The organism is Microcystis sp. MC19, from assembly GCF_003019735.1.
GTDB lineage: Bacteria > Cyanobacteriota > Cyanobacteriia > Cyanobacteriales > Microcystaceae > Microcystis.
Map to the genome: position 1 here is coordinate 905,588 of NZ_CP020664.1, position 23,075 is coordinate 928,662.

The window sequence follows — 23,075 nt, forward strand, 5'->3', positions numbered from 1 at the left end:
ACGCACCCTACGCCTACTTAATTAAACAAAGAAATTACCCACTGGAATGCTTCCTAAAGCAGGTAAAGTACCAGTAAATCCAGTGATATTTATTAATAAATCATTGCTGGATTGGAAGCCAGCCGTGCTATCATTAATAACGAGGTAAGTTCCAGCTATTGCACCGGTTGTTACTTGCACTAAGGCTGCACTATTAATCCCTAATCCTTGATTACCTGTAGTCGCTCCATTGGCATCAGTAAATACCTGATTGACTAAATTGTCTAAAGTGGTAGCAGTGCTATCAGCAGCGCGACTGAAACTGCTAGGCGCACTCATGGGAAGTCCACCTTGAGTTAATAAGTCAATTTTATCAGTATTGATGGCAAAATCCATAATTTGATCGCTTGCTGCTATGGTAGATTGGCCAAATTGGAAAATGAAGATGTCTGTCCCCGTCCCACCGGTTAAAGTATCGGTTCCAGCAGCACCATTGAGGGTATCGTTACCAGCGCCACCCACTAGAATATCATTACCTAAGCCACCAACTAGACTACTTGGGGAGGGATTACCAATCTGATTATCACCGTTAAAGTCTTGTTGGAAGTTGGTTTCTTGGCTGAAAGCTTGGGTTGAGTTTAATCCCCACCCTCCCTGGGAAGATTGCCAATTCCAATTGCTATCTAAATTCCATATATATAGAAGGTTTTGTGATGTATTCCTCAAGAGGACTTGGTTAATTCCATTAACGGTTTCTGCGGCTAAGATTTGCCAACCAGGATAGGTATTTGTGGTAATATGAGTGGCACCATTTTTGATGACAGTGGGGTTATTATTGCCAATTTGTGCGTAAAGTTTATTAGTCGCATCTTGGACTAATTTGGTGTTACCAAAGGCTTCGATTGGGGTGTAGGGTGAACCGATGATTCCATCGCTATTAAAGTCTTGTTGGAAGTTGGTTTCTTGGGTAAAAGCTTCCGGGGAGTTTAATCCCCACCCTCCCTGGGAAGATTGCCAATTCCAGTTACTATCTAAATTCCATATATATAGAAGGTTTTGTGGGGTATTTTTCCAGAGGACTTGATTGACTCCATTAACGGTTTCTGCGGCTAAGATTTGCCAACCAGGGTAGGTATTTGTGGTAACCTGAGTGGCACGAACTTTAAGGGTGATGGGGTTATTATTGCCAATTTGTGCGTAAAGTTTATTAGTCGCATCTTGGACTAATTTGGTGTTACCAAAGGCTTCGATTGGGGTGTAGGGTGAACCGATGATTCCATCGCTATTAAAGTCTTGTTGGAAGTTGGTTTCTTGGGTAAAAGCTTCCGGGGAGTTTAATCCCCACCCTCCCTGGGAAGATTGCCAATTCCAGTTACTATCTAAATTCCATATATATAGAAGGTTTTGTGGGGTATTTTTCCAGAGGACTTGATTGACTCCATTGACGGTTTCTGCGGCTAAGATTTGCCAACCAGGGTAGGTATTTGTGGTAACCTGAGTGGCACGAACTTTAAGGGTGATGGGGTTATTATTGCCAATTTGTGCGTAAAGTTTATTAGTCGCATCTTGGACTAATTTGGTGTTACCAAAGGTTTCGATTGGGGTGACACTGATATCATCATTGAGAATTGTCCCCGTCACTGGAGTAGTTGTCCCAACTGTATAATCAGTCCCAGAAGCGAGGGTTAAAATGACGGTTTCATCATCTTCAACAGTTGTATCAGCCGTGGGGTCAATTGTGACGGTAGCAGTAGCTAAACCAGCAGCGAAAGTCACTGTCCCTGTGGTTGCGGTAAAACTTGCTGCACCGGTTTGGGTGTAATCTGTACTAAATGTCGCTGTCCCCCCAACTGTATAGTTGACGGTTAAAGCATCAGTTGTTACACCAGAACGAGTGAAGGTATAGACGAAGTTAGTTGTCCCATCTTCATTGACACTACTGGGAGAAACCGCTAAGGTGACACTTGGTAAAGGCGATGGGTTATTGAAGTCACTCACATCAATAATTTGCAATCCGCCTGCACCAGGAGAGTTTGAACCGGCGGCATAAGCATAATTACCAACTACTTGCACATCACGGACTATATACGCATATGACAAAGGAGAGTAAAAGTTTTTATAATTACCTTTGATAGTGGGATTAGTAGGGTTGCTGATGTCGATGATTTGTAGTCCATAACCCCCCCAACCCCCCGAGTGGGCAGCTAGATATGCGTAGTTACCGATTACTTGCACATTAGCAGCCTGGCCAGAACTATAATAATTGCCTTTTAATATGGGGTTGGTGGGATTGCTGATGTCGATGATTTTCAGTCCTGCCATATCATCAGCTACATAAGCATAGTTACCGACTATTTGCACACCAAAAGCATAAGAAGTATCATAACTGCCTTTTAAGATGGGATTAGTGGGATTGCTAATGTCGATAATTTTCAGTCCCGACTCTCCATCAGCTAGATATGCGTAATTTCCTACTACCTGTAAACCAAAAGCAGGGTCAGAATCATCATCATAACTGCCTTTTAATGTGGGGTTTGTGGGATTGCTGATGTCGATGATTTGCAGTGATGAAGCCCCATTATTAACCAGATATGCGTAATTTCCAACTACTTGCACACGAAGAACCGCACCAAAATTAGCATAATTGCCGATGAAAGTGGGATTACTAGGGTTACTGATGTCGATGATTTGTAGTCCTGAACTCCCATCAGCTATATAAGCGTAATTCCCCACTACTTCGACACCATAAGCAGCGTCAGTATCATAATTGCCTTTGAAAATGGGGTTAGTGGGGTTGCTAATGTCGATAATTTGCAGTCCTGAAGTCCAATCAGCCAAATATGCGTAATTCCCCACTACTTTCAAATCCCAAACCCATCCTGGAGTATCATATTTGCTGATGAAAGTGGGGGTAGGGGGGTTGATATCGTCATTAATTGTTCCCGTCACTGTGGTGGTTGTCCCCACTGTATAACCAGTCCCCGAAGCGAGGGTTAAAGTTACAGTTTCATCCGGGTCAGCTATATTATCTGCTGTCGGGTCAATTGTTACGGTAGCATTATTAGCATTAGCGGCGAAAGTCACTGTCCCTGTTGTCCCATTAAAACTCGCTGCACCGGTTTGAGTGTAGTCTGTATTAAGGGTAGCTGTCCCCCCAACTGTATAGTTAACTGTCAAAGCATTAGTTGTTACACCGTCGCGGTAGAAGAAGTAAGCTAAGTTGGTTGTCCCATCTTCGGTGACAAGACTAGGAGAAACCTGAAGGGTAACACGGGTATCATCATTGAGAATCGTTCCCGTCACTGGAGTAGTTGTCCCAACTGTATAGTCAGTCCCAGAAGTGAGGGTTAAGCTGACGGTTTCGTCATCTTCAACTGTGGTATCTGCTGTGGGGTCAATTGTTACAGTTGCAGTCGCAGAATTAGCAGCGAAAGTCACTGTCCCTGTTTCACTTGAGTAATTTGGGAAACTGGCTGCACCGGTTTGACTGTAATCTGTGTTAAAGATGGCTCTTTTCCACCAGTCTGTATCATCGACTGTTGTAAAATTGACCGTCAAAGGATTGGTTGTGTCTCCTGTGCGGGTGAAGGTATAAACGAGATTAGTCGTTCCATCTTCAGTAACACTGGTGGTGGAAACTGCTAAGGTGACACTTGGTAAAGGCGATGGGTTATTGAAGCCACTTACATCAATAATCTTCAATCCGCCTGCACCAGTAGCCACATAAGCGTAGTTGCCTACTATTTGCACACCAGCAGAGTAGCCAGAAGTACCAGAATCCACAAGAGTGGGAGCGGCTGGATTGCTGATGTCGATGATTTGCAGTCCTGACTCATCAGCTACATAAGCATAGTTGCCTACTATTTGCACATCAGAAGCAAAGCCAGGAGTATCATAATTACTCACAAAAGTGGGAGCGGCTGGGTTGCTGATATCGATGATGTGCAGTCCTGAAGTCCCATTAGCCACATAAGCGTAGTTACCGACTATTTCCACATCACCACCGTCAAAAAAATTATAATAATTACCCTTAAGAGTAGGCGTTGTCGGATTACTAATGTCGATGATTTGCAGTCCACTCCCTGCAACAGCCACATAAGCGTAGTTGCCTACTATTTCCACATCAGTAGTAGAGCCAGAAGTATAATAATAACTGACAAAAGTGGGAGCGGCTGGGTTGCTGATATCGATGATTGTCAGTCCTGTATAATAATAACTAGCCACATAAGCGTAGTTACCGACTATTTGCACACCCCTAGTACCGCCAAAAGTATCATAATTACCCACAAAAGTGGGAGCGGCTGGGTTGCTGATGTCGATGATTTGCAGTCCCCCTCCCCGATCAGCCACATAAGCGTAGTTGCCGACTATTTCCACATCATAAGCAAGGCCAGAAGTATCATAATTACTCACAAGAGTAGGTGCGGCTGGGTTGCTGATATCGATGATTTGCAGTCCTGAATACCCATCAGCCACATAAGCGTAGTTACCGACTATTTCCACATCACCAGCAAAGCCAGAAGGATCATAATTATCCACAAGGGTAGGAGCGGCTGGGTTGCTGATATCGATGATTGTCAGTCCACCCCCTCCATCAGCAACATAGGCATAGTTACCGACTATTTCCACATCCTCAGCATTGCCATAAGTATCATAATTACCCACAAGAGTGGGAGTAGTCGGGTTGCTGATGTCGATGATGTCGATGATTGTCAATCCTGACCAATCCCAATAATCAGTTACATAAGCGTAGTTGCCGACTATTTCCACATCATAAGCAAGGCCAGAAGTATCATAATTACCCACAAGAGTGGGAGCGGCTGGGTTGCTGATGTCGATGATTTGTAGTCCACCCCCTCCATCAGCCACATAAGCGTAGTTGCCGACTATTTCCACATCCTCAGCATTGCCATAAGTATCATAATTACCCACAAGAGTGGGAGCGGCTGGGTTGAAAATCTCGAAGATTTGCAGTCCTGACCAATAATCGGCTACATAAGCATAGTTACCGACTATTTCCACATCATAAGGAAGGTCAGAAGTATAATCAATATCCACAAAAGTGGGAGCGGCTGGGTTGCTAATGTCGATGATTAGCAACCCTCCATCAGCCACATAAGCGTAGTTGCCTACTATTTCCACATCATAAGAATTGGCAGAAGTATCATAATTACTGACAAAGGTGGGAGTATCTGGGTTACTGATATCGATGATTGTCAGTCCTGAATACAAATCAGCTACATAAGCATAGCTACCGACTATTTGTACATCTTGACCATCGGAAATATCGTAATTCCCCTTGAAAATCGGGTCACTGGGATTACTAATATCAATGATTTCTAGTGTATCCCCCACCGCGTAGGCGTAGTTACCTACTACTGTCACCGCATTGGCAAAGCTTAAACGATCCCACCTTCCAACTAAAGAAAGAGCAAATACTCCCTCATAAGTAGCTAAAGTCCCCCCATCAAACGCCAACGAAATATTCAAATCTTGCTCACTTTCAGCGCGAGAAACTATTACCTCTAACTCCCAATTTCCTCCCCCTCGACTACTTCCCGTAGGTGTCGCTGAAGCCATCACCGTCGCACCCGTCAACTGATGCAACTTCTCAATAAACTCTGTCCCCGCATCTCCCGCTGCTACCTGACAACCGTACAGTAGAATACGATTAATCTTTGCCCAATTCTGTAACTGTTGGCGATAATCGTAAATATTTGTTAAATTGAGTTGACAATTCCCTAAATATAAGCACCCCGGCGCACCATGGGAAACGAGGTGAATGGTGGTAATCTGGGGATTTTGTTGTAAAAAAGCGGAGATTTGTTCGATTCCGTCTTGATTGGGAGAGAGAATAACCGTGGCGACTTCTGGAATTACTCCAGCTTGGAGGGTTTGATAATCGCTAACACCAGCATCGAGGAAAACTACGGTAGCGGTTAAACGCTGATTTCTCGCACTATTCACCTGATTAGCTTGACTCAAGCCATCAGATTGAGCAAAATTGAACAAAGCATCGTCAACAGCAGGAAAGCTCGGCAAAAGGGTAGAAGTCATGACGTTAACCGCAAAGGTTTATTGCTAACAGTTTTAGCCTAACAATGGCCAATCTTTCAAGACTTCCATAACATAAATTAACATTTATACAAGAAACGGGTTTCTCAAAGACAAGAAACCGGGTTTCTCAAAGAAACCCGGTTTCTAAATAGGTTCTCAAAGAAACCCGGTTTCTAAATACCAAAGAAACCCGTTTTCTCATGGTTTCTCGCAGAAACCCGTTTTCTAGATATTGATTTTTGCCAAAGACTGCTTAAATTCTGCGAGAGAATTAGCGGTAGCTGCTAATTTAACAATCTCTTGTAATGTAGATAGTACCGAAACTTTATTCAGGTATTGTTCCACATCTAAAGGAACTTCACCTAAGCGAGCTTGCAAAACTGTTTTGACAAAATCACGAGCATTTTCTAACGCCCCAATTTCCTTACCCTGTTCTATTCCTCGTAACTCCATATTACTCATTAAAGGCATGGTTCTTTCCTCCTCAAATTGTTTGATTTACTCTCTAAACTTGACTGCAATTCAGGGGATAAAGTCATCATATTGTCGATGATTTCAAACAGTTTACTAAGTAAGGTAGGTATTACCCACCCTACTTATTTATGATGATACTAAAAGACTTCCTACACTCCTCAAAAGAATTTACTATAAGTGCGGCTTTTAACATCTCTTCTAAAACCGAAATAACTGAAGCATCATTGAGACATTGTCCAATATCTCCAGGGATATCGCCTAGTCGGGTTTCCAAAACTTTTTTCACAAAATCACGAGCATTTTCTAACGCTCCAATTTCCTTACCGCGTTCTATTCCTCGTAACTCCCCAATTTCCTTGCCTATTTCCTTACCGCGTTCTATTCCTCGTAACTCCATATTACTCATTAAAGGCATGGTTCTTTCCTCCTCAAATTGTTTGATTTTACTTTCTAAACTTGACTGCAATTCAGGGGATAAAGTCATCATATTGTCGATGATTTCAAACAGTTTAATTATCTGTTCTCTCTCGAACTCCTTTTCATACAATCCCCTGATTAACTTCCACTTCCACTGTTCCCGTTCTGGCAGTTTCCCAGTAGTCGCTTTTGTTTTCAGGTGTGCCATCACTATTATAGCAAAGGGATTGCTACTTGTTTCCAATTAGTCACTGATAACTGATAACTGGTAACTGATAACTGAATAGAGTTTGTCAGCGAAACGTTTTTTTGTCTTTGCTGAAGCGGTAATCCGTTTGAGTTCTTTTTCTAGAGATTCGGGAGTTTTTGTCCAATCAATTAGTTGGTGAACTTCGGGAAAAAAGAAGTATAAAAACGCTTCAAAATACTCGGTTAATGCTTCTTTCCAGGGTTCATCATAATTGGCGGTTGTTGGGTTCATTTGAGTTGTTTGCTTACTCGTAGGCTGTGAAGCGCGATAGCGTAACGCACCGATTTAATAATAGAGGTGAATGGTGGTAATCTGGGGATTTTGTGGTAAAAAAGCGGAGATTTGTTCGATTCCGTCTTGATTGGGAGAGAGAATAACCGTGGCGACTTCTGGAATTACTCCAGCTTGGAGACTTTGATAATCGGTAACACCAGCATCGAGGAAAACTACGGTAGCGGTTAAACGCTGATTTCTCGCACTATTCACCTGATTAGCTTGACTCAAGCCATCAGATTGAGCAAAATTGAACAAAGCATCGTCAACAGCAGGAAAGCTCGGCAAAAGGGTAGAAGTCATGACATTAACCGCAAAGGATGACTTCGACTATTTTATGCAAAGAATCCCGAATTTTTCAAGGGGGATATAACAAAAATTAACAGAAAACGGGTTTCTCAAAGAAACCCGTTTTCTAGATATTGATTTTTGCCAAAGACTGCTTAAATTCTGCGAGAGAATTAGCGGTAGCTGCTAATTTAACAATCTCTTGCAATTTAAACAGCACCGAAACTTCATTGAGGTATTGTTCCACATCTAAAGGAACTTCACCTAAGCGAGCTTGCAAAACTGTTTTTATGGCATCACGGCTTTTTTGTTCAATCAATCAATCGGTGAACTTCGGGAAAGAAGAAGCTTAAAAATGCTTCAAAATACTCGCTTAATGCTTCTTTCCAGGGTTCATCATAATTGGCGGTTGTTTGGTTCATTTGAGTTGTCTGCTTACTCCTAGGCTGTGAAGCGCGATAGCATAACGCACCAATTTAATAATAGAGGTGGTGCGTTACGGCGGATTGTTAATTTGGGTTTTTTGACGGAATTGATATTCGCCTAACGCACCCTACACCTTAGATAAAGAAGCCACTGTAACAGAAATTAACGTTTATCAGGAAAAATATAGAAAACGGGTTTCTCGAAGAAACCCGTTTTCTATATATATGAGATTGCTTCAGGGTGTTATAGTGTTGAGACAAGTGCAGCTTTTTACCCCATCTCCCCATCTCCTAATCCCTGACTGATAACTGATTACTGGTCACTGATAACTGAATATCCCCCAATAACTAAAGGAAAGATAAAGTTATCGATCGCCCTCCGGAGCCAGTGTCAGAATAAAAGCAGGGAGATGACCAAGGAAAACCGACAACTCTCCATCTTTTTCCCGTCATCGCCCCTAAAATTTATTTGGTTCAGATTTATGCAAACTGCCAATCCTCGTCAAACGGAGAAAAAAGAGCATCCCAGTGGCGATAAACGCTTCAAAGTCCTCGACATCACCATGAAGCGGGCAGGATATAATCAATCAGCCCTGATTGAAGTCCTGCACAAAGCTCAAGAAGCCTTTGGATTCCTAGAAGAAGATGTTCTCCTCTACGTTGCCCGGGCGCTAAAACTGCCCCTCAGTCGCGTCTATGGGGTAGCAACCTTCTATCATCTCTTTTCCCTGAAACCGGCGGGAAAACACACCTGTATCATCTGTATGGGGACTGCTTGTTATGTCAAAGGCAGCGGCAAAATCCTCGAAGACATCGAAAACGCCTTTGATGTCAAAGTGGGAGAAACCACCGCCGATGGAGAAATTTCCCTAGTGTCGGCCCGTTGTATCGGGGCCTGTGGGATTGCGCCGGCCGTGGTCTTCGATGGAGTCGTGGCCCCGAAACAAGATTCGGAAACTGTCTTAGCGAAACTACAGAGTTTCTCCCAGTAATTTTTCACTCTAGTGGATTGAGAAGAATATGGACTTACAAGAATTATTGGCAGTGGCCGAGAAGGAAAAAGCTAGACAAAAAAGCATCCGGGTGCATTGTTGCACTTCCACCGGTTGCCAAGCTGCTAACTCCCTCCAAATCGAAAAAAACCTCGCCACTGCCGTCAAAGAGGCACACCTAGAGGATACAGTCGAAGTGGTGGGGGTCGGTTGTATGGGTTTTTGTGGTCGCGGTCCGTTGGTGGAAGTGGATCCCCAGGATCTTTTATACGAAGAAGTCACCCCGGAAAGTGCGGCCAGCATTATTGCGGCCTTAAACGGCGGCAAAACCGAGGTGCAATTAGGGGACTCAAAACATCCCTTTTTCTCCCATCAAGTCAAAATTGTCCGGGAAAATAGCGGTAAAATCGATCCCGATCGCATTGAGGAATATATAGCCGTCGGGGGTTATCAATCTCTCTACAAGGCACTCTATGAGATGACTCCGGCCCAAGTGGTGGAGGAAATCACCCAAAGCGGTTTGCGCGGCCGAGGCGGTGCGGGTTATCCCACTGGTTTAAAATGGGCGACGGTGGCTAAACAACCGGGTAAACAAAAATACGTTATCTGTAATGCTGATGAAGGGGACCCTGGCGCGTTTATGGACCGCAGTGTTTTGGAAAGTGACCCCCATTTAGTCCTGGAAGGAATGGCGATCGCTGCCTATGCTGTGGGGGCGGATCATGGTTATATCTATGTTAGAGCCGAATACCCTCTGGCGATTGATCGTCTGCAAAAAGCGATTAATCAGGCCAAAAAATTTGGTTTAATGGGTTCCCAAGTATTCGAGTCCACTTTCGATTTTAAGGTGGATATCCGCATCGGGGCGGGAGCTTTTGTCTGTGGAGAGGAAACCGCTCTCATCCATTCCATCGAAGGCGGCCGCGGCACTCCCCGCACCCGTCCCCCCTATCCGGCCCAATCGGGCCTCGATGGTTGTCCCACCCTGATTAATAACGTGGAGTCCTACGCTAATATCGCCGCTATTATCCGCGAGGGAGCCGCTTGGTATGCCAATATCGGTACTGCCAGCAGTAAAGGCACAAAAATCTTCGCTTTGACGGGAAAAATCCGCAATAATGGGCTGATTGAAGTGCCGATGGGTATTACTCTCCGGGAAATTGTCGAGGAGATGGGGGGGGGTGTTCCCGATGGTCAGGTGAAAGCGGTACAAACCGGCGGCCCCTCCGGGGGTTGTATTCCCGCTAATTTACTCGATACTCCCGTAGATTACGAATCCTTAGCCAAACTCGGTTCGATGATGGGATCCGGGGGTATGGTGGTCATGGATGATACCACCAGTATGGTGGAAGTGGCGAAATTCTATATGGAATTCTGTCGCGAGGAGTCCTGTGGTAAATGTATCCCCTGTCGCACGGGAACAGTACAAATGTTTGAATTATTGGCCAAAATTATCGCTCGAAAGGCCGATATTCACGACCTCGAAAACCTAGAACATCTCTGTCAAATGGTTAAAGAAACCAGTCTTTGTGGTCTTGGCCAAAGCGCTCCCAATCCGATTTTAAGTACCCTAAAGTATTTTAAGGAGGAATATCTGGCTCTGTTACAGGAAATCAAGCACCCCGTCTCTGTTTGAGAATAACTCGATCGAGGCCTAACAATCTTCGGCCTCGATCAATTTCTTTGGTTATGGGAAGTCTGGTGGGCTGCCGGGTTATCTTGAAGAGAGTTAGCAGTAGTCTCAGGAGACAATAGATTATGACTTGGCGCGGCTCAACCGATACAAAAGATCGCATTTTTGCAGCCTTAGTATATCTTTTACCCTTATATTCGGCCTTTGCCTTCGGTATCTTTATCTTTCAGCAAATCCCTTTCTTAGGAGCGGCCTTAGCAATAGTTTTAACTCCCTTAGCTTTTCTCTATAGTTCCCTGGGAACCTTTGGCAATTTAATTATCTTTTTCGTCCTCTTTTTGGCCGTGGTACGCAATCCCCGCATCAGTCATTTTATCCGGTTTAACACCATGCAGGCGATTTTAATCGATATTTTGGTGTATTTATTGGGATTGCTCTTAGGTTTCATCGCTAGGGGTTTAGGGGCGAATTTAGTGGTAGAAACTCTTTTTAACGTCGTCTTTTTGGGAGCATTTGCCGCCTGTGTTTACAGCATTATACAGTCGGTTATCGGTAAATACGCCGATATTCCCACAATTTCCGAGGCGGCCTATTCCCAGGTGGGAGGTTAAGTTAACTTGAGTTTGTCCCCTTTTTCGGCTACAGTCTCTCCAGAATCAATGCGTTCGCTGCCAGGCCACATCTATGAGTCCATTTAAACAGACGCTACGGGAACTCAACGCTCAGAAGGGGAAAATAGCCGCTTCTGTGGGCAAAAAAACGCCTAAACGAGTTAATCGTTGGTTTAAATGGCTTTCTCCCGGTCTTTTTGTCAAACGCTGGCTTTTAATTAGTTTAACCGGCGTTTTTCTCACCTCCTTCGGTTTAGCTGTTTGGGTAAAATTAACCCCAGTTAATCGCTTTTTAGAGTTTGTTTCCCAAGCATTAGAAACGATCGCCCGTTTGGTCCCTAATTCTGTTTCCGGGCCGCTGGCGGTTTTGCTAGGTGTCTTTTTGTTATTCTGGGGTCAGAGTCGCACCGTCGAAACGATTACAGAAGCACTACAACCGGACGCATCAGAGGAATTAGTCGATCGCCTACGCACCCATCGTCGTCTCCATCGCGGCCCGAAAATTGTAGCAATTGGTGGCGGTACAGGTTTATCGACGCTTTTACGCGGTTTAAAACAGTATAGTTCCAATATCACCGCTATTGTCACCGTAGCTGATGATGGCGGTTCTTCGGGCCGATTACGTCGGGAAATGGGCATTTTACCCCCGGGGGATATTCGCAATTGTATCGCCGCTTTAGCCGATGAGGAAAAGTTATTAACGGAATTGTTTCAATATCGCTTTCATGCCGGGGATGGTTTATCGGGCCACAGTTTTGGTAATTTATTTATCAGCGCTATGACCGAGATTACCGGCGATCTGGAACAGGCGATCGATGCTAGTGCCAAAGTTTTGGCCATTCGCGGTAAAGTGCTACCTGCTACCCTTACCGATGTTAGTCTCTGGGCTAAGTTAGCCGATGGGCGCCTTATTGAGGGAGAATCGAAGATAACCGAAGCTATGGGGCAAATTCGTCAGATTGGCTGTCATCCTGCCGATCCGGTCGCTTTACCGGCTGCTTTAGCGGCAATCAAGGAGGCAGATTATATTATCATCGGGCCGGGTAGTCTTTATACCAGTATTATCCCTAATTTGTTGGTTCCCGCCATTCGTCAGGCCTTAGCACAGGTGACAGTCCCCCGGGTCTATGTTTGTAATATTATGACCCAGCCGGGGGAAACGGATAATTATTCGGTGGCTGATCATATTCGGGCGATCGAAAAAGTCTGCGAGGAACGCATCTTTGATGCAGTTTTAGCCCAAAGAACTGCACCATCGCCCCAATCTCTGCAATTATACGCCCAAGAGCATAGTCATCCTGTGTTTTTAGACCGCGAGGAGGTGGGAAAAATGGGTTATCGCATTGTTTTAGCGAATGTAATGGCAGAAGATGAAGTTACTGCCAAAGTTCGTCACGATCCCCAACGTTTAGCGCGAGTTTTATGGCGCTGGTATGCTAAAAAGTGAAACTTCGTTTTGGGTAGCCGGTCGTCGGTCGTCAGGAGATTATTTTTATTTATTCTTCCCACTTCATAATTCATAATTCATAATTCATAATTCCCTGTTCCTATACCTTTTAATATTAATTCTTTCCATGGACGCCATGATCAGCCGCACCGAGGTATAATTCCCCTACTTTTGGGTTATTGAGTAAATCTTGACCCGATCCCTGAAAACGATCTTGACCATTTTCTAAAACATAACCCCGATCAGACATCATTAGGGCTTTTTTGGCATTCTGTTCCACTAAAATAATGGCAGTTCCCGTCTGGTTAATCGCTTTTATCTGTTCAAAAACGCTGGTGACTAAGATAGGAGATAAAGCTGCCGAAGGTTCATCGAGAATTAATAAATCTGGTTGCAACATCAGCGATCGTCCCATGGCTAACATCTGTCTTTCTCCTCCGGATAAAGTGCCAGCTTTCTGACGACGGCGATCGAGCAAACGAGGAAACATGACATAAATGCGCTCTTTTAAAGATTTTATATTTCCTTTGCTCGTAAAAGCTCCCATTTCCAGATTTTCCTCGATGCTCAGGGATGGAAAAACATTAGCAATTTGGGGAACATAACCCATTCCGAGGGGAACGATTTGATTAGATTTCCAACCAGTGATATTTTTTCCCTTAAAAGTGATGGTTCCAGCACTGGGTTTTAATAAACCAAAAATCGTCTTAGCAAGGGTAGATTTTCCTGCACCATTGGGCCCGATAACCGTGACTAATTCCCCCGGTGCAATGCGAAAGTTAACTCCTTGCAATATGTATAAATCCTGCACATAACCAGCATAAACTTGTTCAACTTCTAAAAGGTAATCCATGGCAAGGTAAAAAGGAGAGAGTAATATGAATTATGAATTATGAATTATGAATTGGGGTGCATTTTCAGTGAACAGTAATCAGTAAACTGAAAACTTACATCTGATAACTAATAACTGATAACTGATAACTGATAAATTAGGGCGTTTTTTGTAAATCGGGACGTTCTTCTGGGAGAATTGCACCTTCGACGGGACATACTTGAAGACAGATACCACAGTCGATACAAGTGGCAAAATCAATCCAATACCAATCGGTTCCTTTAGCATTTTTACCCGGTCCCGGATGGATACAGGCCACGGGACAAGCGGAAACGCAATCGGCAACCCCTTCACAAATTCCAGTGACGATCGAATGTGGCACAGTGTTTTCTCCTCTAATTCTTAACATTACTTTACCACTTTTCGGCACTGCTGTGCCAGGATCGGATCGTTGTTAGGAAACTTGGCCTTAATTCTCTAAAATATTGGCAGTTTTTTCTTGATCTTAGCAAGAAGTAAAATAGAAGTTTTCGCTAGGGTTTTTACTATTCCCTTACGAGAGGACAAATAGTTGATTTCTTCCCGTAATTCCTGATTATTTTTCTGGAGATAGTTATGATTATTTTCTAATTCTTTTAAGGATATTTCCATCCCTTGCATAGTACGATAATCTTGCTGTTGTTTCAGATACATTATCTGTTGTGCTTCCTGTAATTTTCTTAACTCTAACCAGACTTGATTCTGACTTGATTCCTTACTTTCTCTGAGCGCATACTGGAAAAAATTAGTGATTTGTTCGGCTAGTTTTTGATTAACTTCAAAAAACTCGATAATATCAATTTTTTCGGGGTTAATTTGAGGGTATGAATTGATTAAATTTTGGGAGATTTCAGAGGAAAAAGCGATGATTCTAGCCGCGGATAAAATTGCATAGTGTTTTTCTAAATCTACCAGTAAATTGCCCTTTTCTTCTGGGAATTCAGAAGCAAGCAAAAGCAGAGAAGGAGTGGTTAAGGGACTGGTATAAAAAGTGGAAATAAATAAATTTGCCTGTAGGCGATCGCAAATAGCTTGAATTTTTCTGGCATCCTTTCCCGTACAATTATAATCGTAGGATTCTGCGGGCCAATATTTAAATTCTTCCCATCGTGGTGCGGTGTTATTTCTATCTAAAATAACAATGTGTTGACTCAATTCTAATTGAGTCCAATGCTCTAGAATTGAAGACCAAACCCAGGCTAATTTCCCTTGATCGATTTGAAAAATTACGCCATCAATAACAATAATTGGAGTTTTATTCTGGGAGATAGCTTGAATTGTTTGTAATTTTTCTCGCTCATCCTTATTTAAAATTTTCCCTAAATCTTCCATCTTAACTGGATTGGGTTTAATTTCTATATCCTTAATTTCTGGGTGAGGAATTTCATAGATTTTACATACTTGATAATGTTCCTCTAATGCTTGACCATTGCTGCCATGTTCTAAACCTTGGAGATTTAAATAATATAAACCTAAAATCTCAGGAATTAAAGCCATTTTTTCCCCTTGACTGCCGATTCTTAACCAAAATTCGTAATCACCAGCACAGCGAAAATTTTCCTGAAAATAACCATATTTATCGTGCAGCATTTTTCGCCACATTGGTTGAGAACCCACACAACAACCTTGACGCATCTGTTGATAGGAGTAATTTGGCCAATTCCAATGTTTTAAAGCGGGGGTGGTGGCAAAAGTATCATTTTTGATGGTGGTAATTAATTGATCGGCATAAACTAAACTAATCTCTCTATTATTATCTAGATAATTAGCCAGAATTTCTAGAGCATTGAAACAGCGACGGTCATCAGTATTCCCATTGGTGATATAGGAACCCCTAGCTAGTTTAATAGCGCGATTCCAAGCTCGATAGAGGGTTTCTCGTTCTTGAGTTCTCTGGTAAATAATATTAGGATAATTTTCTTGAAACTCTTGGATAATCTCCCCTTCATTCTCTGGAGAAGCACTATCGATAATAATAATTTCTACTTCTCCCTTTTCATAAAGAGTTTGAGTAACCAAATCCTCTAGACAACCTCGGATAAACTCCGCTGATTTATAGGTAGAAATAATTACAGAAACTTTGATCCTCTGCACTGGTATAGAGTTATTATAACTAGGATTCATCAGCTTATCGGGTCGCAATTCAAGACAGGTAAATTTTTTGAAATTCGGGAGAGTAAGATTTTAAGACTCTATATTCGATCGAGAGAATTGTCAAGATGTTACCGACTCTGATTGAAGATGCTGGTTTATTTACCTTTTGCTTGTGACTTGACATAATAAAAAACTATAATGGGAAGGCTGTGGAAAATGAGCAACGATGACCGTATCTTCCTCCCTAGACTGGCTAACCCGTGGAACCAGTGACCTATTCCCCCATCAACCCGACTCCCAAGATCCTAGGGAAAATTTAACCCAACTACTGCAAACCGCCGATCGCCCTTTAAGAATTAAACTAGGTATTGACCCCACCGGCAGCGATATTCACCTAGGTCATAGTATTCCTTTTCGGAAACTGCGGGCCTTCCAGGATGCTGGTCATATAGCAGTGGTAATTATTGGCGATTTTACCGCTAGAATCGGCGATCCGACGGGAAAATCGGAAGTTAGAAAACAATTAACCATCGAAGAAGTGAGAACCAATGCCGAGAATTATCTGGCACAATTGCGCCCAATTTTAGATTTTAACACCCCTAATCGTCTAGAAATTCGCTATAACTCGGAATGGTTGGGGAAATTAGACCTCTCACAAATTCTCGAACTCCTCTCCACCATGACCGTCGGGCAAATGTTGGCAAAAGAAGGCTTTTCCGAACGCTACGACAAGGAAAACCCGATTTTTCTCCATGAATTTCTCTATCCCTTAATGCAGGGTTATGATTCCGTAGCTGTTGAGGCCGATGTCGAATTGGGAGGAACCGATCAAAAATTTAATATTGCCGTCGGTCGTGATTTACAGAAATATTTCGGCAAAAAACCGCAATTCGGGCTACTTTTACCGATTTTAATCGGAACCGATGGCAGTCAAAAAATGTCCAAATCCCTGAATAATTATGTGGGACTGCGGGAGTCGGCCCTGTCCATGTACTCGAAACTGGAAAAAACCCCCGACGCTTTGTTAAAAGATTATTACGAACTATTGACAAATTTGCCCTTAGATGCTATGCCGAGCAATCCGCGGGAGGCACAAAAACAACTGGCGATCGAGGTAGTTGCCCAGTTTCACGGGAAAGAGGAGGCATTAAAGGCACAAAAAACGGCGCAGGAGATAGTTTTACAGGGAAATACAGCATCCGCGGCTTCTGTTCCCGAATTTTCCCTCGCAGAGGTCACTTTTCCCCTGAAATTATTCTATCTTCTCTCGGCCACCGGCTTGTGTAAAAGTAGCGGCGAAGGGAGAAGACAGATTCAGGGGGGCGCTGTGAGGATCGATAGCGAGAAAATCACCGATGTGGACAAAAGTTTTCAGACAGCCGAAGCTTTAAGGGGAAAAGTCCTACAGGTGGGCAAAAATAAATTTATTCGCTTTGTAGCTTAAAAGCGAAAAAGTCCCTATTCGGCGGCTTTTTCCACGATTTCTAACTCAAAATCTCGAAAATGGGCTTTAAACTTTTTACTGAACTCGACGAGGACGGGTAGGTTGGCGCTAACCGGCCTACCACGCCATTCGGTGACAATCGCTTTCACCTCTCCCTCTAATCCTTTCACGTCAAAAGGATTCGATTTGTGTTCAGGATGGTGATAAACTACCACAGACTCAATTACACGAACTCGATCGCCAACTTTCATAAACTCTCTAGCGAAGACAAACGCCTATTGTATCTTTGAAAACAATCTTATCATTGTACGCTATATCAGGGAACGGGGAACTGAAAACTCTTAAGATTGAAACCGAGAGCCTGAGCTTTGACGATACTTTTGTTCGTAAGCAGCAATACTGGGAGCAACCTGAGCCTCACCTGTGGTGCAGGGCTGACGGCTGAGGGCAAAAAACTGATAACTGCTTAATGATTTGATAGCATGGAGGAAAACCTATAGAGGGTTAAGCGGTATGAGTGACTATAAAGATTCTTCTTCCATGCGCTATTTCCTGGCGGGATTAAAACCCTTTGCCCAACCCTTATTTTGGCTACCGTTAGGAATATTTTCCTTGGCTCTAATTGGTTTCTCTGTATATCAACAAAATCCTGAATGGTTGGATTCGGTATTAGATACCCCAGGAATGTCCTTAGAGGAACGGGAAATCCGAGCTAACCAGATTACCGATGCTCCTCCCCCCACTGCTCTACCACTGCCGGCCATTCCTGCCCATAATAATACCGCTCGCCCGAACAAACCGGCCCCGACGCAGCCTTTTAATCCTTTAAACACTAATCCCGACAACAACGAGAAACCCTCCTTATTTGCCCCGTTAATGCCGCAGACTAGGCAAAATCAGGCTCCGAAGGCTAGTAAAAGTCTGCAACCGATTCAAGTGCGACCGATTAGTGGCGATACTAGCAATTATCCTTTACAAAGGGAAATCGAAAATCGCTCGCGGACTGCTAACTTGAATAATTCTCCTAATCTCAACCCCGGGGGCAGCCCGAATCAAGTTAATCCCCAGGGGAATAATTCCCCCGATCAACAAAATGTTCAGGCCCCACCCTCCTGGAATAATACCAACCCTAACCCGGTCCGGGCCTCTAGCAACCCATCCAACTATTATCAACCTCCCGTATATCAGCCCCCCGTCTACGGCAGTCAACCGAACGTCACCGGTTATCCCAATCAGGGAATGCCACCTAGCAATAATGGCACCCCCAATCAAGTCCCACCTCCAAGTATTAACCGCGGTTTCACCATCCAACAACCGATTAATGCCCGGCCTTCTGGTTACTAGAGGGACTTAGATAGGAGCTTGCAGGAAGTCTAATAAAATCGGATTAACTATTTCAGGGGCCTCATCCTGGGGACAGTGGCCTAAACCAGCTAGGGGGATGAACTGTTTTACTGTCGGGAATCGTGCTAATTCTTGGCCTAAGGCCAAGGGTTCCCAAGGATCCTCGCTACCCCAAAGCAGAATGGCCCGACAGGGGAGGATCGGCAGTAGGTCTTCCGGCAGTGGGCCGCCAGAATAACCAGTAAAAGCGAGGAAAACCTCGATCGCTCCTGGATCTCGGGCGGGTTTTAGGATTATTTCTACTAATTCCTCTGTTACCGCTTCCGAGCGCCGATAAGCTTGCAGGAGAATTTTACGCACTGTCTGGGGTTTAGCGATCTGTTGGAAGAAAAAAGCCCCAATTGCTTTATTTTTGAGAATTATTTGGGCAATATCCGCACCTAAACGACGATACCAGGGTAATTTCCCCCGTTTTCTTTCGTGCAGTAGTCTGAGGGAACAATTAATCGCCGCTACCCCAAGGACAAAATCGGGATAATCGACGGCAGCCTGCATAATGGCCACACAACCGATGGAATTACCCGCCAAAAAAGCGGGACCCCCCACCACTTCCCGACAAAAATCGGCAATTTGCGCCCCCCAAGTCTCGAAAGTGTAATCGATCTCCTTTTGCGGTTCGGGTTTGTCGGAACCGCCAAAACCAATTAAATCTAGGGCAAAACAGCGACATTTTTCGCCTAAAACGGGGATATTTTTCCGCCAATGTCCCCAAGATGCCCCAAATCCATGCACAAGCACGATCGCCGGTCCCGTCTCCCCCGCACTCTGATAGGTGATTTTGAATCCCCGCCAATGCCAGATTTTTGGTTGTGTCTCTAATCCTAGAATTTGCTGCATATTTTTGTTTATCTGTAAAGTATTCGTTGCTTTTCTTAATATATACTGTCAGGAAAGAAGCATTAAGCGAATATTTTGAAGCATTTTTAGAAAACGGGTTTCTTTGAGAAACCCGTTTTCTTGCAATATTACTGGACTTCCCCGTTGACAAAAAGCCATAAGCTGTGCTGTAGAAGGGATTAAGAGAATTTACGCCGCCCCGTTACTGGGTACAAATCAGGGAAACTCCTAATAAATCTAACGCTTTTTGTTGCAGTTGGGTCGGTCGAGTTATCTTAGAAAAACGATAACTTCCCTCTCTAATCGTACATTCCACTGTATTCAAGCAAATTGTCCCCAAGTCTTCCAACAAAGTCCGAAAACTATGCACAGGAAAGTTCTCTTGATTCCGTTTTTTTCTCTCTTTAGACTGAGCGGATTCACTCCGATTGGCTTTAATCACATTCAGAGAACCATCATCAATTTCTTCATCCTCAAATAATAAAGGAGCCAAGCACTGTTTTAAATGCCATTCCACATAATAAGCCAACATACATAAAAAGATATGAGCTTTGACTCTATCACCCTTATAATGATAGATAGGACGTACCTTTAAATCAATTGACTTATAACAGCGAAATGCCTCCTCCACTTGAGATAAACTTTTATAAGCTTTAACCGTCGTCGCTGCATCCATCAAGGTTGACTCCAGAGAAGTTCTTAACACATACACACCATCCAAGGCCGTTTCTTGAGCGATTAATTCCCGCTTACGCTGATAAGAAAAGCCTTCTTCTGTTATCTCTAGGTTATAGTATTTATTGACCTTAAACTGATTAAGAATCTTGCCCACTCTCAAAGCTATCTTATCTTGGCCCTTTAAAGCTCTTTTCTCCCTTTGAGTCGCCTGAACAATCAAATCTAGTTCCTTCTCTACCGCTTCTAATAATGCCTCTCTTTGTAGTTGATTTTTCTGGGCTATTAAGGGATTCCGACAAGCAATTAATCTTTCTTCGGGATAATCTTCACTCTCAAATTCCACCAAGTTTACCTGATCAAATAATCCTAATTGAATCACTTCCACCTCAGCCAGTTTCCGAATTTGAGGCTTAGTTAAACCAGTAATATAGTCTAATCCTTCTATCGGTTTTACTAATTCCTTGATTTTCGAGTTAGTTAAAATTCCTCTATCACTTACCCAGACCACATTCTCAATCCCCCAACCCTTTCTGACTTTCTCAATTTGTCCGCTTAAAGTAGCACCATCTGAAGTGTTTCCTTCAAATACTTCTACCGCTATCGGACAACCCTTAGCTGAACAGAGCAAACCAAACACTATCTGAGTTTTCCCCTTCTTTTTATCTCGATTATACCCATATTTTCCCAGTTCACAACCATTTCCTTCTAGGTAGGTAGAAGTGACATCATACAAGACTAATGTTCCTGATTCTAAGTGTTTAATTGCTAGGTGCTTCTCAATTTTCTCTTGCTTTTCTAATAACCAATCTAAGGCGTTATATAATTCGTCTTCATCGCCTTTCTCTAAGTCTAACAATTGTCCTAAACTCTGACTACAAGTCTCACTATTAAACCCTCTCGCTGTGGCTAGTTTCGATTTAGGATTGATGATTCTTGCCACAATCATCGCCACCACTAAGTTTCTGATTCGTGAGGATTTTTCACTGATTATTTTATCTAAACCCAATTTTTTAATCGTCTCTAAAATAGCCATTACATGACCATGAGGAAGACTTCTAATCACTTCAAAATGATTGGGAATGCCTTCATTCATGGACAGTGTTGCTCCTTTAAGAGCCAGTTTCAGATTTTCGATAATATCATCGGGTAATTTTGAGAGATTGGCAAGGGTTCTTTTTTTGACTTGATCTCCTTCTCGGTAGGATTCTCGAAGAAGAACAGCGGGGGGAGAATTACGGTTAGGAACTTTTTCTATATACATGGCTATCATTTTAGCAAATGGAGAGAATTCTTGTCCATTAAGAAATGTTACAAATTACATGGGTACATTAAGAAAAGTTAAGGGGGTGCATCCATTGATGGATAAGGGTTTTCGGCTATTGTAGTATATATGTATGGGGGAAGTTCAGATATTAATTTCTGTTACAGGGGTCTTGAAAAATTGGCGATTGTTTGCATAGAATAGCCGCAGTCATCCTTTGCGGTCAATGTCATGACTTCTCCCCTGTTGCCGATTCTTCCTGCTATTGACGATATTTTATTCAATTTCGCTCAATCTGATGGCTTGAGTCAAGCTAATCAGGTGAATAGTGCGAGAAATCAGCGTTTAACCGCTACCGCAGTTTTCCTCGATGCTGGTGTTACCGATTATCAAAGTCTCCAAGCTGGGGTAATTCCAGAAGTCGCCACCGTTATTCTCACTCCCAATCAAGACGGAATCGAACAAATATCCGCTTTTTTACCACAAAATCCCCAGATTACCACCATTCACCTCTATTATTAAATTGGTGCGTTACGCTATCGCGCTTCACAGCCTACGAGTAAGCAAACAACTCAAATGAACCCAACAACCGCCAATTATGATGAACCCTGGAAAGAAGCATTAACCGAGTATTTTGAAGCGTTTTTATACTTCTTTTTTCCCGAAGTTCACCAATTAATTGATTGGACAAAAACTCCCGAATCCCTAGAAAAAGAACTGAAACGGATTACCGCTTCAGCAAAGACAAAAAAACGTTTCGCTGACAAACTCTATTCAGTTATCAGTTACCAGTTATCAGTTATCAGTGACTAATTGGAAGCAAGTAGCAATCCCTTTGCTATAATAGTGATGGCACACCTGAAAACAAAAGCGACTACTGGGAAGCTGCCAGAACGGGAACAGTGGAAGTGGAGGTTAATCAGGGGATTATATGAAAAGGAGTTCGAGAGAGAACAGATAATTAAACTGTTTGAAATCATCGACAATATGATGACTTTATCCCCTGAATTGCAGTCAAGTTTAGAAAGTAAAATCAAACAATTTGAGGAGGAAAGAACCATGCCTTTAATGAGTAATATGGAGTTACGAGGAATAGAACGCGGTAAAGAAATAGGTAAGGAAATTGGTAAGGAAATTGGTAAGGAAATTGGTAAGGAAATCGGTAAGGAAATTGGTAAGGAAATTGGAGCGTTAGAAAAGGCTCGTAACTATATTAAAACGGTGCTGAAAACGCGATTGGGTGACATTCCAATAGAAATTGAGCAAGCTGTTGATAAAATTTCTGTATTATCGATTTTAGACGAGTTACTGAAATCGGCATTAACCGTTAATTCTTTTGATGAGTTGCATCAACTTTTAGAACAATAGTCTCAGTAATTTTCTTCTCCAATGAACCCAACAACCGCCAATTATGATGAACCCTGGAAAGAAGCATTAAGCGAGTATTTTGAAGCGTTTTTAAGCTTCTTTTTTCCCGAAGTTCACCAATTAATTGATTGGACAAAAATTCCCGAATCTCTAGAAAAAGAACTGAAACGTATTACCGCTTCAGCAAAGACAAAAAAACGTTTTGCTGACAAACTCTATTCAGTTATCAGTTACCAGTTATCAGTTATCAGTGACTAATTGGAAGCAAGTAG

At 43.0% G+C, this 23,075-nt stretch carries 21 protein-coding genes and 1 pseudogene; 10 read left to right on the forward strand and 12 right to left on the reverse strand.

All coding sequences use genetic code 11. The features are described 5' to 3' along the window. Positions 1-21: 21 nt before the first annotated feature. The 6 genes and pseudogenes from B5D77_RS25720 to B5D77_RS04675 all read right to left on the reverse strand — a co-directional run bounded on the left by B5D77_RS25720 (position 22) and on the right by B5D77_RS04675 (position 8,057). Positions 22-6,036 (reverse strand): DUF4347 domain-containing protein, encoded by a 6,015-nt coding sequence (locus tag B5D77_RS25720; protein WP_159036940.1) that lies wholly within the window; start codon positions 6,034-6,036, stop codon positions 22-24. A gap of 225 nt (positions 6,037-6,261) precedes the next feature. Beyond that, a pseudogene (locus B5D77_RS04655) lies at positions 6,262-6,602 on the reverse strand (hypothetical protein); the annotation flags it as partial. Between the two features lie 26 nt (positions 6,603-6,628). Continuing rightward, complete coding sequence (locus B5D77_RS04660) at positions 6,629-7,135, reverse strand: hypothetical protein (RefSeq protein WP_371515151.1); 507 nt, start codon at positions 7,133-7,135, stop codon at positions 6,629-6,631. 36 nt (positions 7,136-7,171) lie between these two features. Beyond that, a complete protein-coding gene (locus tag B5D77_RS27945; RefSeq protein WP_008205433.1) occupies positions 7,172-7,408 on the reverse strand; it encodes a hypothetical protein in 237 nt (78 codons plus the stop codon). 54 nt (positions 7,409-7,462) lie between these two features. Next, positions 7,463-7,753 (reverse strand): DUF4347 domain-containing protein, encoded by a 291-nt coding sequence (locus tag B5D77_RS04670; protein WP_254053036.1) that lies wholly within the window; start codon positions 7,751-7,753, stop codon positions 7,463-7,465. A 112-nt stretch (positions 7,754-7,865) separates the two neighbouring features. Then, positions 7,866-8,057 (reverse strand): hypothetical protein, encoded by a 192-nt coding sequence (locus B5D77_RS04675; protein WP_106908367.1) that lies wholly within the window; start codon positions 8,055-8,057, stop codon positions 7,866-7,868. Between the two features lie 588 nt (positions 8,058-8,645). Here B5D77_RS04675 and hoxE point away from each other — a divergent pair. The 4 genes from hoxE (at position 8,646) to yvcK (ending at position 12,846) form a co-directional block, all read left to right on the forward strand. Further along, the gene (hoxE, locus tag B5D77_RS04680) at positions 8,646-9,155 is read left to right on the forward strand and encodes a bidirectional hydrogenase complex protein HoxE (RefSeq protein WP_002762924.1); all 510 of its coding nucleotides are present in this window, start codon (positions 8,646-8,648) and stop codon (positions 9,153-9,155) included. Between the two features lie 28 nt (positions 9,156-9,183). Further along, positions 9,184-10,791, forward strand: a complete 1,608-nt coding sequence (nuoF, locus tag B5D77_RS04685; protein ID WP_106908368.1) for an NADH-quinone oxidoreductase subunit NuoF — start codon at positions 9,184-9,186, stop codon at positions 10,789-10,791. Between the two features lie 122 nt (positions 10,792-10,913). Further along, complete coding sequence (locus B5D77_RS04690; RefSeq protein ID WP_008198255.1) at positions 10,914-11,399, forward strand: Tic20 family protein; 486 nt, start codon at positions 10,914-10,916, stop codon at positions 11,397-11,399. A 73-nt stretch (positions 11,400-11,472) separates the two neighbouring features. After that, positions 11,473-12,846 carry a gluconeogenesis factor YvcK family protein gene (gene yvcK / locus B5D77_RS04695; RefSeq protein WP_106908369.1) on the forward strand — a complete coding sequence of 458 codons (1,374 nt, stop codon included), beginning with the start codon at positions 11,473-11,475 and terminating at the stop codon, positions 12,844-12,846. 115 nt (positions 12,847-12,961) lie between these two features. Here yvcK and B5D77_RS04700 read toward each other — a convergent pair whose 3' ends face one another. The 3 genes from B5D77_RS04700 to B5D77_RS04710 all read right to left on the reverse strand — a co-directional run bounded on the left by B5D77_RS04700 (position 12,962) and on the right by B5D77_RS04710 (position 15,841). Beyond that, positions 12,962-13,699 carry an ABC transporter ATP-binding protein gene (locus B5D77_RS04700; protein WP_106908370.1) on the reverse strand — a complete coding sequence of 246 codons (738 nt, stop codon included), beginning with the start codon at positions 13,697-13,699 and terminating at the stop codon, positions 12,962-12,964. A gap of 136 nt (positions 13,700-13,835) precedes the next feature. Continuing rightward, the gene (locus tag B5D77_RS04705; protein ID WP_039899583.1) at positions 13,836-14,060 is read right to left on the reverse strand and encodes a ferredoxin family protein; all 225 of its coding nucleotides are present in this window, start codon (positions 14,058-14,060) and stop codon (positions 13,836-13,838) included. Between the two features lie 95 nt (positions 14,061-14,155). Beyond that, positions 14,156-15,841, reverse strand: coding sequence for a glycosyltransferase (locus B5D77_RS04710; RefSeq protein WP_106908371.1), 1,686 nt, complete (start codon positions 15,839-15,841; stop codon positions 14,156-14,158). A 196-nt stretch (positions 15,842-16,037) separates the two neighbouring features. Here B5D77_RS04710 and tyrS point away from each other — a divergent pair, with 196 nt between their 5' ends. Next, positions 16,038-17,255, forward strand: a complete 1,218-nt coding sequence (tyrS, locus tag B5D77_RS04715; RefSeq protein WP_106908372.1) for a tyrosine--tRNA ligase — start codon at positions 16,038-16,040, stop codon at positions 17,253-17,255. Positions 17,256-17,269: 14 nt separating this feature from the next. Here the strand turns inward: tyrS and B5D77_RS04720 are convergent, their stop codons facing one another. Further along, complete coding sequence (locus B5D77_RS04720) at positions 17,270-17,506, reverse strand: ferredoxin-thioredoxin reductase variable chain (RefSeq protein WP_008198231.1); 237 nt, start codon at positions 17,504-17,506, stop codon at positions 17,270-17,272. 262 nt (positions 17,507-17,768) lie between these two features. Here B5D77_RS04720 and B5D77_RS04725 point away from each other — a divergent pair, with 262 nt between their 5' ends. Next, the gene (locus B5D77_RS04725) at positions 17,769-18,599 is read left to right on the forward strand and encodes a hypothetical protein (RefSeq protein WP_008198229.1); all 831 of its coding nucleotides are present in this window, start codon (positions 17,769-17,771) and stop codon (positions 18,597-18,599) included. A 6-nt stretch (positions 18,600-18,605) separates the two neighbouring features. On the opposite strand, the gene B5D77_RS04730 is transcribed toward B5D77_RS04725, so the two are convergent. Beyond that, the gene (locus B5D77_RS04730) at positions 18,606-19,496 is read right to left on the reverse strand and encodes an alpha/beta fold hydrolase (RefSeq protein WP_008198227.1); all 891 of its coding nucleotides are present in this window, start codon (positions 19,494-19,496) and stop codon (positions 18,606-18,608) included. A 202-nt stretch (positions 19,497-19,698) separates the two neighbouring features. After that, positions 19,699-21,435, reverse strand: coding sequence for an IS1634 family transposase (locus B5D77_RS04735; RefSeq protein ID WP_106908373.1), 1,737 nt, complete (start codon positions 21,433-21,435; stop codon positions 19,699-19,701). Between the two features lie 231 nt (positions 21,436-21,666). Between B5D77_RS04735 and B5D77_RS04740 the strand changes: the two genes are divergently transcribed. From B5D77_RS04740 to B5D77_RS27955, 4 genes are read left to right on the forward strand one after another with little or no spacing between them, the layout of a single operon-like run. Beyond that, a complete protein-coding gene (locus tag B5D77_RS04740; protein WP_173915180.1) occupies positions 21,667-21,957 on the forward strand; it encodes a DUF4347 domain-containing protein in 291 nt (96 codons plus the stop codon). Positions 21,958-22,011: 54 nt separating this feature from the next. Continuing rightward, positions 22,012-22,248, forward strand: a complete 237-nt coding sequence (locus tag B5D77_RS27950) for a hypothetical protein (RefSeq protein ID WP_008205433.1) — start codon at positions 22,012-22,014, stop codon at positions 22,246-22,248. A 36-nt stretch (positions 22,249-22,284) separates the two neighbouring features. Further along, complete coding sequence (locus B5D77_RS04750; protein WP_106909953.1) at positions 22,285-22,803, forward strand: hypothetical protein; 519 nt, start codon at positions 22,285-22,287, stop codon at positions 22,801-22,803. Between the two features lie 21 nt (positions 22,804-22,824). Then, a complete protein-coding gene (locus B5D77_RS27955; RefSeq protein WP_106908374.1) occupies positions 22,825-23,061 on the forward strand; it encodes a hypothetical protein in 237 nt (78 codons plus the stop codon). The last annotated feature ends 14 nt before the right edge of the window (positions 23,062-23,075 follow it).

Coding starts and splice junctions, on each gene's coding strand:
- B5D77_RS04660 (WP_371515151.1), bottom strand. CDS start 7,135: ATGGCACACCTGAAAACAAAAGCGACTACTGGGAAACTGCCAGAACGG.
- B5D77_RS27955 (WP_106908374.1), top strand. CDS start 22,825: ATGAACCCAACAACCGCCAATTATGATGAACCCTGGAAAGAAGCATTA.
- B5D77_RS04720 (WP_008198231.1), bottom strand. CDS start 17,506: ATGAAAGTTGGCGATCGAGTTCGTGTAATTGAGTCTGTGGTAGTTTAT.
- B5D77_RS04740 (WP_173915180.1), top strand. CDS start 21,667: ATGACTTCTCCCCTGTTGCCGATTCTTCCTGCTATTGACGATATTTTA.
- B5D77_RS04735 (WP_106908373.1), bottom strand. CDS start 21,435: ATGTATATAGAAAAAGTTCCTAACCGTAATTCTCCCCCCGCTGTTCTT.
- B5D77_RS27950 (WP_008205433.1), top strand. CDS start 22,012: ATGAACCCAACAACCGCCAATTATGATGAACCCTGGAAAGAAGCATTA.
- B5D77_RS25720 (WP_159036940.1), bottom strand. CDS start 6,036: ATGACTTCTACCCTTTTGCCGAGCTTTCCTGCTGTTGACGATGCTTTG.
- yvcK (WP_106908369.1), top strand. CDS start 11,473: ATGAGTCCATTTAAACAGACGCTACGGGAACTCAACGCTCAGAAGGGG.
- B5D77_RS04670 (WP_254053036.1), bottom strand. CDS start 7,753: ATGACTTCTACCCTTTTGCCGAGCTTTCCTGCTGTTGACGATGCTTTG.
- B5D77_RS04750 (WP_106909953.1), top strand. CDS start 22,285: ATGGCACACCTGAAAACAAAAGCGACTACTGGGAAGCTGCCAGAACGG.
- tyrS (WP_106908372.1), top strand. CDS start 16,038: ATGACCGTATCTTCCTCCCTAGACTGGCTAACCCGTGGAACCAGTGAC.
- hoxE (WP_002762924.1), top strand. CDS start 8,646: ATGCAAACTGCCAATCCTCGTCAAACGGAGAAAAAAGAGCATCCCAGT.
- B5D77_RS04700 (WP_106908370.1), bottom strand. CDS start 13,699: ATGGATTACCTTTTAGAAGTTGAACAAGTTTATGCTGGTTATGTGCAG.
- B5D77_RS04710 (WP_106908371.1), bottom strand. CDS start 15,841: ATGAATCCTAGTTATAATAACTCTATACCAGTGCAGAGGATCAAAGTT.
- B5D77_RS04730 (WP_008198227.1), bottom strand. CDS start 19,496: ATGCAGCAAATTCTAGGATTAGAGACACAACCAAAAATCTGGCATTGG.
- B5D77_RS27945 (WP_008205433.1), bottom strand. CDS start 7,408: ATGAACCCAACAACCGCCAATTATGATGAACCCTGGAAAGAAGCATTA.
- nuoF (WP_106908368.1), top strand. CDS start 9,184: ATGGACTTACAAGAATTATTGGCAGTGGCCGAGAAGGAAAAAGCTAGA.
- B5D77_RS04725 (WP_008198229.1), top strand. CDS start 17,769: ATGAGTGACTATAAAGATTCTTCTTCCATGCGCTATTTCCTGGCGGGA.
- B5D77_RS04690 (WP_008198255.1), top strand. CDS start 10,914: ATGACTTGGCGCGGCTCAACCGATACAAAAGATCGCATTTTTGCAGCC.